Source organism: Vicinamibacteria bacterium (genome assembly GCA_035570235.1).
Classification (GTDB): domain Bacteria; phylum Acidobacteriota; class Vicinamibacteria; order Fen-336; family Fen-336; genus DATMML01.
Genome location: DATMML010000008.1, coordinates 18,187 through 29,315, shown reverse-complemented (window position 1 = coordinate 29,315; position 11,129 = coordinate 18,187). Strand labels below are relative to the sequence as shown.

General features: G+C 66.0%; 7 protein-coding genes. 3 read left to right on the top strand and 4 right to left on the bottom strand.

Features of this window, described 5'->3' with window-relative positions; genetic code table 11:
• The first annotated feature begins 340 nt into the window (after window positions 1-340).
• The 3 genes from VN461_01075 to VN461_01065 all read left to right on the top strand — a co-directional run bounded on the left by VN461_01075 (window position 341) and on the right by VN461_01065 (window position 5,315).
• On the top strand, window positions 341-859 hold the full coding sequence (locus VN461_01075; GenBank protein ID HXB53347.1) for an AAA-associated domain-containing protein: 519 nt from the start codon (window positions 341-343) through the stop codon (window positions 857-859).
• Window positions 860-1,038: 179 nt separating this feature from the next.
• Window positions 1,039-2,220, top strand: coding sequence for an efflux RND transporter periplasmic adaptor subunit (locus VN461_01070; protein ID HXB53346.1), 1,182 nt, complete (start codon window positions 1,039-1,041; stop codon window positions 2,218-2,220).
• Window positions 2,217-5,315 (top strand): efflux RND transporter permease subunit, encoded by a 3,099-nt coding sequence (locus tag VN461_01065; GenBank protein ID HXB53345.1) that lies wholly within the window; start codon window positions 2,217-2,219, stop codon window positions 5,313-5,315. The genes VN461_01070 and VN461_01065 overlap by 4 nt, the downstream gene beginning before the upstream one ends.
• Before the next feature lie 7 nt (window positions 5,316-5,322).
• Here the strand turns inward: VN461_01065 and rho are convergent, their stop codons facing one another.
• The 4 genes from rho to clpX form a co-directional block, all read right to left on the bottom strand.
• Window positions 5,323-6,576, bottom strand: coding sequence for a transcription termination factor Rho (rho, locus tag VN461_01060; protein ID HXB53344.1), 1,254 nt, complete (start codon window positions 6,574-6,576; stop codon window positions 5,323-5,325).
• Between the two features lie 89 nt (window positions 6,577-6,665).
• Entirely contained in the window at window positions 6,666-7,262 is a 597-nt protein-coding gene (gene yihA, locus VN461_01055; protein ID HXB53343.1) for a ribosome biogenesis GTP-binding protein YihA/YsxC, read from the bottom strand.
• Between the two features lie 47 nt (window positions 7,263-7,309).
• Entirely contained in the window at window positions 7,310-9,697 is a 2,388-nt protein-coding gene (gene lon, locus VN461_01050; protein ID HXB53342.1) for an endopeptidase La, read from the bottom strand.
• Window positions 9,698-9,881: 184 nt separating this feature from the next.
• A complete protein-coding gene (clpX, locus tag VN461_01045) occupies window positions 9,882-11,129 on the bottom strand; it encodes an ATP-dependent Clp protease ATP-binding subunit ClpX (GenBank protein ID HXB53341.1) in 1,248 nt (415 codons plus the stop codon).

Here is an 11,129-nt window from a genome sequence, read left to right as displayed (position 1 = left end):
AGAACAGGTGCTCGAGCGGTCCCAGAGGGCGGCAAATATCGGACGCCTTTGCCGTGACTCGATTGGTGTTGCCACTCCCGAACAATCCCTCTCGCAGCCTTGCCATGCCTGACCTCCTCATGCCGATCGTTGCGCGCGGCTCACGGCATAGGACGCGGCAAACTCTTGCTCGATCGCCAGCTCGAAATCCGCTCAGTTTCTGCTCTGTGCCCGAGAGCGCTCTGCTCGCCAGCTTCCGCGTTCGATTCATGGGAGCCTCGGCGCCGCCACGGTGGGGATCGCGAGACTGGCATTCGCTTGGCGGTCACCCTAAGTTTCACTGCAACGGAGGTGACCGTCCATGTCTCAATCGGCCGGCTCGGCCATGCAACTGAGCGATCTCATGCCGATCTGCAAGCGCTTGCCGTCGGCGAGCGTGGATCAGCTGATCGGCGCCACGAAGATCCTGTCGCGTGCCGGCGGACGGACAAGCCTTCGCGCGCTGGCGAGGGCGTTGGGATATGACGCCGAGCACGTGGCAGGCCTGGTCGAGTTTCTGTCGAGCCTGCGGCTGGTCGAGGTGAGGGATCGTGACATCGCCCTGACCGCGGCCGGCAAGCGGATCGCATCCGCGGGGATCGCCTCGCGCCGGCGTTTGTTCGCGGAGCTGATCATCCACCTCCCCATCGTTCGGGAGATCGTCGACAGGCTGGCGGAGCAGCCGGATCGGTCGCTGCCGCGCGGCCAGCTGTTGGACGATCTGGGAGCGCAAGCCTGTGCATCCGATGCGGACCGGATCTTCGATCATGTGGCGGGCTGGGGGCGGTACGCGAACCTGTTTTCTTACGACGCCTCGAGCGGGCAGGTGAGTCTCAGCTGACGCGTCCCCGTGTCCAATTTTTGACGCGGGACAGGCCCTCCCATCCGCGCGCGATTGGCGCCCAGCGGCATTTCTAAACCACAATTTATCATCTGATAGTCGGCGCGCCGAAGTCCGATCCATTTGCGGCGCGACCTGGGGTACTATGCGCTGCAATCAACCCGCATAGTCCGGAGACCATGAAGAAGTCAGTCACGATCTTGGCGCTGCTGCTCTGCCTGGCGGCGGCCGGTTGGCTCGGGTTTCGCCTGCTTCCGGCTGGACGGAGCGCCGGTGCCGCGACGGAGGCGGCGCCATCCTCGCCCCGTATCCCCGTAATGGCCGAGCTTGCGGAATATACGGATGTGCCGGTCTATCTCTCGGGCTTGGGCACGGTGCAGGCCTTCAACAGCGTGCTGATCAGGAGCCGGGTCGACGGGCAGATCCTCAAGATGGATTTCGCCGAGGGCCAGGAAGTCCGCGCCGGAGACACCATCGCCGAGATCGATCCGCGCTCCTACGCCGCGGCGCTCGCGCAAGCGAAGGCGACGAAGGTCAAGGACCAGGCGATGCTCGACAATGCGCAGCTCGATCTCAAGCGCTACCGCGGCCTGGTCGCCCAGGATTCGATCCCCCGCCAGCAGCTCGATACCCAGGGGGCGCTTGCCCAGCAGCTTCAGGGCACCGTGGACGCCGATCAGGCGCAGATCGATATGGCGCAGGTGCAGCTCAGCTACTGCAGCATCCGCTCGCCGATCGACGGCCGCGTCGGCGCGCGCCTGGTCGATGCCGGCAATATCGTGCACGCAAACGACACGACCGGGATCGTCAGCATCAACCAGGTTCGCCCGATCTGGGTGAGCTTCGCGCTGCCCGCGGCCTCGCTCGCCGAGGTGCGCGCCCGGCAGCGGCAAGGCGACGTCGAGGTCATCGCCGAGGGCGCCGATGGGCACGAGCTCGCGACCGGCAAGCTCTCGGTGATCGACAACCAGATCAACGCGACCACGGCGACCATCACCTACAAGGCCACCTTCCAGAATGCCGACGAGGGGCTGTGGCCCGGTCAGTTCGTCAATATCCGGCTCCTGCTGCAAGTCAGGCGACACGCCCTCACCGTGCCCGTGACGGCCGTCGTGCGCGGCCCCGAGGGCGCCTATGCCTTCGTCGTGGGCGCCGACGGGGTGGCAGAGAAGCGGCCGATCAAACTCGGCTTCTCGAACAGGACGATCGCCATCATCGACAGCGGGCTCGCCGCCGGCGATCGGGTCGTCACCGACGGCCAATACCGGATCGAGGCCGGCAGCCACGTCGAGGTCCTGGCGCCGCCGGCCGCCTCGCTTGCCACGCCGCAGAACGCGGCGGCGCCGGAGGCGACGCAATGAACGTCTCGGCCCCGTTCATTCTGCGGCCGATCGCCACGACCCTGCTGATGATCGGTCTCGGCGCCATCGGCCTGACCGCCTATGCGCTGCTGCCGATCGCCGGCGTGCCGCAGGTCGATATTCCCACCATCCAGGTGAGGGCGCATCTGCCGGGCGCCAGCGCCGAGACGATGGCGACGTCGGTCGCGACGCCGCTCGAGCGGCAGCTGGCGCTGATCTCCGGCGTCACCTCGCTGAACTCGACCAGCTCGCTCGGTCAGACCTCCATCACCGTGGAGTTCGATCTCGGCCGCAGCGTCGACGGTGCTGCGCAGGACGTGCAGACCGCGATCAACGCCGCCGGCGGCCAGCTGCCGAAGAACCTGCCGGATCCGCCGACCTACGAGAAGATCAATCCGGCCGATGCGCTCTTGATGTCGATCGCGGTCACCTCGAAGGACCTGCCGATCTCCAAGGTGGACGATTACGTCGAGAATTATGCCGCGCTGCAGATCTCGCGCATCAGGGGCGTCGGACTCGTCGACTTCCACGGCGAGCAAAAGCCCGCGGTCCGGGTCCAGGTGGATCCGCTGGCGGTCGCGTCCCTGGGCCTCAGCCTCGAGGACATCCGCGCGGCGCTGGGAACCGCCACCGTCAACGCGCCCAAGGGCACGCTCGACGGGCCCAAGCAATCGCTGACGCTCGACGCGACCGATCAGCTGTTCGACGCCGCCTCCTTCAATTCGGTGATCGTCGCCTATAACAAGGGCGCGCCCGTGCATGTCGGCGATATCGGTAAGGCCGTCGACAGCGTCGAGGACGTCCGGCAGGCGGCCTGGCTCGGCAACCAGCGCGCCGTCATCATCGATGTGCACAAGCAGCCGGGATTCAACGTCAACGAGACGGTCCAGCTGGTGAAGGACGCGCTGCCGGGCCTGCAGCGGGCGATGCCGCCGTCGGTGAGGATGCAGGTCCTGGGCGACCGCACCCAGACGATCCGCGCGTCGGTGACGGGGGTGCAGGGCACGATGGCGATCAGCATCGCGCTGGTCGTCCTGGTGGTTTTCCTGTTCCTGCGTCATGCCGCGGCGACGCTGATCCCGAGCGCCACCATCCCGATCTCGCTGCTCTGCACCTGCGCCGTCATGTATCTCGTGGGCTACACCGTCGACAACGTGTCGCTGATGGCGCTCACCATCGCCGTCGGTTTCATCATCGACGACGGCATCGTCATGGTCGAGAACGTGATCCGCCATGTCGAAGCCGGGAAGACGCCGACCGAGGCGGCACTCATCGGCTCGCGCGAGATCGGCTTCACCATCCTCTCCATGACCCTCTCGCTGGTCGCGGTCTTCATCCCGCTGCTGCTGATGGGCGGGCTGGTGGGCCGGCTCTTCCGCGAGTTCGCGGTGACCGCGAGCGTGGCGATCCTGATGTCGGGCGTGGTGTCGCTGACGCTCACGCCGATGATGTGCGCCCAGCTGCTCCATCCCGTGGGCGAGCGCCCGGAGGGGCGCCTTTCGGCCTGGCTCGAGGCCTGGTTCCAGCGCTCGCTCCGCTTTTATGCCCGGGGGCTGCGCTGGTCGCTGGACCACCCGCGCACCATCCTCGCCATCATGGCGGCAACCCTCGCCACGACAGTCTATCTCTACCTCGTCATTCCCAAAGGCTTCTTCCCGCAGCAGGACAACGGCCTCATCGTCGGCAGCACCGAGGCGGCGCAGGACATCTCCTATGCCGCCATGGTCGAGCGCCAGCGCGCGCTCGCCGAGATCGTCATGGCCGATCCCGACGTGCAGACCGCCTACTATTGGGTCGGCGCCAATCCGACCGTCAACAGCGGCCGGCTCATGATCGACCTGAAGCCGATCAAGGACCGCACGGCGAGCGCCACCCAAGTGCTGGCGCGGCTGCGCAAGAAAGCCGCCGCCGTTCCCGGCATCGCGCTCTTCGGCCAGGCGCGCCAGGACGTGCAGATTGGCGCCAAGGTGAGCAAGACGCAATACCAGTACACGCTGCAGGATCCCGACGTCGCCGAGCTCTTCAAATGGGCGCCGATCGTGCTCGCGCGGCTCTCGACTCTGCCGGAATTGCAGGACGTGACCGGCGATCTGCAGGCCTCGGCGCCCCGCATGATGCTCAAGATCGATCGCGACGTGCTCGGCCGCCTCGGCATCACGCCGCAATCAGTCGACGACACGCTCTATGACGCCTTCGGCCAGCGCCAGGTCGCGACCATCTTCACCCAGCTCGACGAGCACCACGTGATCCTGGAGGTCGAGCCTCGCTACCAGGAGGATTCGGCGGCGCTCGATCGTCTCTATGTGCGCGCGACCTCCGGCCAGATGGTGCCGCTATCGGCCTTGACGCGCTTCGAGAGCTCGGTGGCGCCGCTCACCATCAATCACCAGGACCAGTTCCCCTCGGTGACGCTGTCCTTCAACTTGTCGCCGGGACGCTCGCTGGGCGATGCGGTGACGGCGATCCAGGGGATGGAGCGCTCGCTCGCGGGGCCGGCGGGGCTGACCTCGCATTTCGAGGGCTCGGCCAAGGTGTTCGAATCCTCGCTCGCGACCCAGCCTTATCTGATCGCGGCGGCGATCCTCGCCGTCTACATCGTGCTCGGGATCCTCTACGAGAGCTTCATCCATCCCCTGACCATCCTCTCCGGCCTCCCTTCCGCCGGGCTGGGCGCCCTCCTCACCCTGCTCCTCTTCGGCCAGGAGCTGAACATCTACGCCTTCGTGGGTGTGATCATGCTGGTGGGGATCGTGAAGAAGAACGCGATCATGATGATCGACTTCGCCCTGGAGGCGCAGCGGAAAGAGGGCAAGGCCCCCGCGGACGCCATCTACGAAGGGTGCCTGGTGCGGTTCCGCCCCATCATGATGACGACCATGGCCGCCCTCATGGGCACCCTGCCCATCGCGCTGGGGGTGGGAGCGGGCGCGGAGTCGCGGCGGGCGCTGGGCCTGGCCGTGGTGGGCGGCCTCCTCGTCTCCCAGCTCCTGACCCTCTACATCACGCCCGTCTTCTACATCTACATGGAGTCGTTCTCGGGCTGGTTCCGCAGGGTCTTCCTGCACCGGCCCCAGGCCATGAGCCCCGCCGCCTGAGGGGGGGCTAGCCGGCCGAACTCATCGACTCCAGGAAGTCGCGGTTCGACTTCGTCTTGGCCAGGCGCTCGAGCATCAGCTCCATGGCTTCCACGGGGGAGAGGGGGTTCAGGACCTTGCGCAGGATCCAGACCCGGTTGAGCTCCTCCTTGGAGAGGAGCAGCTCCTCCTTGCGGGTGCCGCTGCGGTTGATGTCGACGGCGGGGAAGACCCGCTTGTCCACCATCTTCCGGTCCAGGACGATCTCCATGTTGCCTGTGCCCTTGAACTCCTCGAAGATCACGTCGTCCATGCGGGAGCCCGTCTCCACGAGGGCGGTGGCGATGATGGTGAGCGACCCTCCGTCCTCGATGTTGCGGGCGGCCCCGAAGAAGCGCTTGGGACGCTGGAGGGCGTTGCTGTCGACGCCCCCGGAGAGGACCTTGCCCGAGGGGGGGACGATCGCGTTGTAGGCCCGGGCCAGGCGGGTGATGGAGTCGAGCAGGATCACCACGTCCCGCTTGTGCTCGACCAGGCGTTTGGCCTTCTCGATCACCATCTCCGCCACTTGCACGTGGCGGGTGCCGGGCTCGTCAAAGGTGGAGCTGATGACCTCGCCCTTGACCGAGCGCTGCATGTCCGTGACCTCTTCCGGCCGCTCGTCGATGAGGAGAACGATGAGCGCCACCTCCGGATGGTTCACGGCGATGGAATTGGCCAGGTTCTGCAGGATCATGGTCTTGCCGGTGCGGGGGGCGGCCACGATGAGCCCGCGCTGGCCCTTCCCGATGGGCGTCATCATGTCCAGAACCCGGGCCATCAGGTTGTCCTGCGTGGTCTCGAGGCGCAGCCGCTCGCTGGGATAAAGAGGGGTCAGGTTGTCGAAGAGAACCTTGTCTTTGGCCGCTTCCGGGGGCTCGAAGTTGATTGCCTCGACCTTGATGAGGGCGAAGTACCGCTCCCCCTCCTTGGGCGGCCGCACCTGCCCGCTCACGGTGTCGCCCGTGCGCAAGTCGAACTTGCGGATCTGGGAGGGGGAGACGTAGATGTCGTCCGGTCCCGGAAGGTAGTTGGACTCCGGGGCGCGCAGGAAGCCGTAGCCGTCGGGCAGGCACTCCAGCACCCCCTCCGCGAAGAGCAGGCCGCTCTTCTCGGTCTGGGTCTGGAGGATCTTGAAGATCAGGTCGTGCTTCTTCATCCCCGCCGCCCCCTCGACATTGAGCTCGCGGGCCATGGCATTCAGGGCCTGGATGTTCATCTCCTTGAGGTCGGAGAGGTCCAGGGCCTTCTGCTTGGTCTGGGCGTCCTCGTGCTTGGTCTGGGGGTCTTCCTGCTTGGTCTGGGTGTCTTCCTGTTCTGCTTCCATTGGCCTCAACTCTCTCCCCGGCTCGCGACCGAGGCACGGATTGTCCGCCAAAGCTCGTTCACGCCGCTCCCGGTGGTGGCGCTCACCGCCAGGACCGCGCGGGCCTTGCGTCCCAGCCCCCGCTCCAACGCCGCCCGCCGCCTTAGGACTTCCCCTCGGCCCAGATGGTCGGCCTTGGTGGCAGCCAGAACGTACGGGAGGCGGTGATGATCCAAGTAGGCCGCCAGCGTCTCGTCGCTCTCGGTGGGGTCATGCCGGGCGTCCACCAGGAACACGCATAGGGCGAGAGCGTCCCGCCCCCCCAGGTAGGAGTTGACCAGCCCCTCCCAGCCCCGACGCATCGCCTCTCCCACCCGCGCGTAACCGTAGCCCGGGAGGTCGGCCAGGTAGAGATCGTTCCCCAGGCGGAAGAAGTTCACGAGCCTCGTGCGGCCCGGCGAGGAGGACACCCGGGCCAGGCCCTTCACCCCCGCCAACGCGTTGAGCAGGCTGCTCTTGCCCACGTTGGACCGGCCCAGGAAGGCCACCTCGGGCAGGCCGTCGCGCGGGAACTGTTCGGGGGAGGCCGCGCTCCCGAAAAAGGTCACGGTCGGTAATTTCAATCTCTTGTTTGCCGACGCTCTTGTCGGGGGGACCGCGAAGCGGGCCCCTAGTGTGTCATACCGTCCTGCACCGGCCCCAGGCTCTCCGCGGGCGGCTCCGCCCCCTCCTGCGGCGGGGTCGCGGGCGGGACCAGGGCGATCTTGAGGACCTCGTCGATGTGCCCCACCAGCTCTACGCGTACGGCGTCCAGAACGTTCTTGGGGACGTCGGCCAAGTCCTTCTCGTTCTCACGAGGAAGGATGATGGTGGTGACCCCGAAGCGGTGAGCGGCCAGGAGCTTCTCCTTGACCCCCCCGATGGGCAGCACCTTGCCCCGGAGCGTGATCTCCCCGGTCATGGCCACGTCCCGGCGCACCGCGATCTTGGCCAGGGCGGAGACGAGAGCGGTGGCCATGGTGATGCCGGCGGAGGGGCCGTCCTTGGGGATGGCCCCTTCGGGGACGTGGATGTGCACGTCCAGCCGGCGGTTGAAGTCCCGGGCGATACCGTACTCTTCGGCCCGCGAGCGGACGAAGGACATGGCGGCGTGGGCCGACTCCTGCATCACGTCCCCCAGCTTGCCGGTGAGCCGAAGCGCACCCTTGCCGGGCATGAGGGTCACCTCGATGGGCAGGATCTCGCCCCCCACCTCCGTCCAGGCCAGCCCGGTGGCCATGCCGATCTCGTTGTGCTCCTCCTGGTGCGAGGAACGGTAGCGGGGCACGCCCAGGTAGGCCTCCACGTTCTCGGGGGTGACGGTGGTCTGATACCCCTTCCCCTCCAGCACGACCTTCCGCGCGACCTTCCGGAAGATCGTCGAGATCTCCCGCTCCATGTTGCGGACGCCCGCCTCCCGCGTGTACTTGCGGACGAGGTCGGTGAGCGCCTCCTCCGAGAAGGCGATGTTGGACTCCCGCAGGCCGTGGGACTTGATCTGTTTGGTAATCAGGTGGCGCTGCGCGATCTCCACCTTCTCCCGCTCCGTGTAGCCGGGCAGGCGCAGGACCTCCAACCGGTCCTGAAGGGCCTGGGGGATGGTGTGGAGGACGTTGGCGGTGGCGATGAAGAAGACCGAGGAGAGGTCGAACTCCACGTCCAAGTAGTGGTCCGAGAAGGTGTGGTTCTGCTCGGGGTCCAGGACTTCCAGGAGGGCGGCCGAAGGGTCGCCCCGGAAGTCCATGGACATCTTGTCCACCTCGTCCAGGAGGAACACCGGGTTGCGGGTCCCCGCCTTCTTCATCATCTGGATGATCTGGCCGGGGAAGGCGCCGATGTAGGTGCGACGGTGGCCACGGATCTCGGCCTCGTCGCGCACCCCGCCCAGCGACAGGCGAACGAACTTGCGGTTGGTGCAGCGCGCGATGGATTTGGCGAGGGAGGTCTTGCCCACCCCCGGCGGGCCCACGAAGCAGAGGATGGGCCCCTTGGGGTTGTTCACCAGCTGGCGCACGGCCAGGAACTCGACGATCCGCTCCTTGAGCTTCTCCAGACCGTAGTGGTCCTCGTTGAGGATCTTCTCCGCGGCCAGGAGGTCCTTGCGTTCACGGGTCCTACGCGACCAGGGCACCGCGATCAGCCAGTCGAGGTAGTTCCGGGAGACGGTGGCCTCGGCGGACATGGGGGGCATGGCTTCCAGGCGCTTGAGCTCCTGCACCGCCTTGTCCTCGGCGTCCTTGGGCATCCGGGCCTGTTCGATCTTCTTCCGGAGGTCCTCGACCTCGTTCATCCGGTCGTCCTTGCGGCCCAGCTCCTTCTGGATGGCCTTCATCTTCTCGTTGAGGTAGTACTCCTTCTGGGCCCGCTCCATCTGCTTCTTGACCCGGCCCTGGATGCGCTTGTCCACGTTGAGCTTGTCCACCTCGGCCTCCAGGATGGTCGAGATGCGGAGCAGGCGCTCCTGGGGCGAGAAAATCTCGAGGAGGTTCTGCTTCTCCTCCACCGCGATCACGAGGTGGGAGGAGATGGTGTCCGCCAGCTTGCCCGGGTCCTCAACCCGCACCGCGGCCAGCATAGCGTCGTAGTGGAGGTTGTTGGAGAGCTTGACGTACTGCTCAAAGAGGGCGATGACCTTGGACATCACGGCTTCGATCCCGTTGCCCGTCTCCACCTGGCGGGGGATCAGCTTGGCCACCACCTTGAGGAAGCCCTGCTCCTCCTTGAACTCCAGCGCGCGGCCCCGGTCCAGCCCCTCCACCAGAACCTTCACGTTCCCATCGGGGAGTTTCAGGCTCTGGACGATGTTGCAGAGGGTGCCCAGGGTGTAGATCTCGTCGGGGCCGGGGTTGTCGCGGGTGGCGTCGTGCTGGGCGGAGAGGAAGATCCGCTTGCCCTTCACAAGCGCGTACTCGAGGGCCTTGATGGAGCTGGGGCGCCCGATCACGAACGGGATCATCATGTGGGGGAAGACCACCACATCCCGCAGGGGTACCATGGGGAGGGTCTCGATCACGTCCATCTTGTCCTTGTCTCGTCCGAACACCTTGTTCTCCCCCAGGTATGCGGCGTTAGGCCCGCCCCGATCCTGCCTGCGCACGCCACGGGCCTAGGCCCGGTCTTACTCGCGGCCCGCCGTTGCGCGCCCGGCGTTCCTTCCGCCATCCCGCGGTCCCGGGCGGCGCGTACGGCCCTCTCGGTCAGAGCTACCCGACCTTCTCGATGAGGGTGATGGGTTTCTCCCGGTCAAGGACGACCTCGCGGGTCACCACGCACTCTTTGACCTTCTTCATCGAGGGGAGGTTGTACATCAGGTCCAGCATCAGGTCCTCGATGATCATCCGCAGGCCGCGGGCCCCTATCTTGCGGTTGATGGCCAGGTCGGCGATGGCCTCCAGGGAGTCGTCCGTGAAGCGCAGCTTCACGCTCTCGTAGTCGAACATGCGCTGGTACTGGCGGATGATGGCGTTCTTGGGCGCGGTGAGGATCTCGACCAGGGCCGGTTTGTCCAAGTCGTGCAGGGTGCCGATCACGGGCAGGCGCCCCACAAACTCCGGGATCAAGCCGTACTTGATGAGGTCGGTGGGCTGCACGGGCTGGGCCTGGGAGTTGCTGCCCTTGGCGGAAGGGGCGACGGCCTTGGCGTCGGTGCGGAAGCCCAGGCTCTTCTTGCCCACCCTCCGCTCGATGATCTTGTCGAGGCCCACGAAGGCCCCGCCGCATATGAAAAGGATGTTTGTGGTGTCGATCTGATAGAACTCCTGGTGGGGGTGCTTGCGCCCTCCCTGGGGGGGCACGTTGGCCACTGTCCCCTCGAGGATCTTGAGAAGCGCCTGCTGGACTCCCTCCCCGGAGACGTCGCGGGTGATGGAGGGGTTCTCGTCCTTCCGGGAGATCTTGTCGATCTCGTCGATGTAGATGATGCCTTCCTGGCACTTCTCGATGTCGCCCCCCGCGGCCTGGAGCAGCTTCAGGATGATGTTCTCCACGTCCTCGCCCACGTAGCCGGCCTCGGTGAGGGTGGTGGCATCTACGATCGTGAAGGGCACGGAGAGGAGGCGGGCCAGCGTCTGGGCGAGCAAGGTCTTGCCCGTCCCCGTGGGCCCGATGAGCAGGATGTTGGACTTGGTCAGCTCGACGTCGTTCTTTCCCCGCTGCTTGGCGATCTCGATCCGCTTGTAGTGGTTGTAGACCGCGACGGCAAGCTTCTTCTTGGCCTGATCCTGGCCGATCACATACTCGTCCAGGAACTTCTTGATCTCGTGGGGAACGGGCAACGTCGACTTGTAGCTGCGTCCCTCGACCCGGCGGTCATCCGCGATGATGTCGTTGCAGACGTCGACGCATTCGTCGCAGATGAAGACGGTAGGGCCGGCGATCAGCTTGCGGACGTCGTTCTGGTCCTTGTTGCAGAAGGAGCAACGGAGGACCTCGGAATCGCCGCCTTTCTTCAT

Coding starts and splice junctions, on each gene's coding strand:
- VN461_01075 (HXB53347.1), top strand. CDS start 341: ATGTCTCAATCGGCCGGCTCGGCCATGCAACTGAGCGATCTCATGCCG.
- VN461_01070 (HXB53346.1), top strand. CDS start 1,039: ATGAAGAAGTCAGTCACGATCTTGGCGCTGCTGCTCTGCCTGGCGGCG.
- VN461_01065 (HXB53345.1), top strand. CDS start 2,217: ATGAACGTCTCGGCCCCGTTCATTCTGCGGCCGATCGCCACGACCCTG.
- lon (HXB53342.1), bottom strand. CDS start 9,697: ATGGACGTGATCGAGACCCTCCCCATGGTACCCCTGCGGGATGTGGTG.
- clpX (HXB53341.1), bottom strand. CDS start 11,129: ATGAAGAAAGGCGGCGATTCCGAGGTCCTCCGTTGCTCCTTCTGCAAC.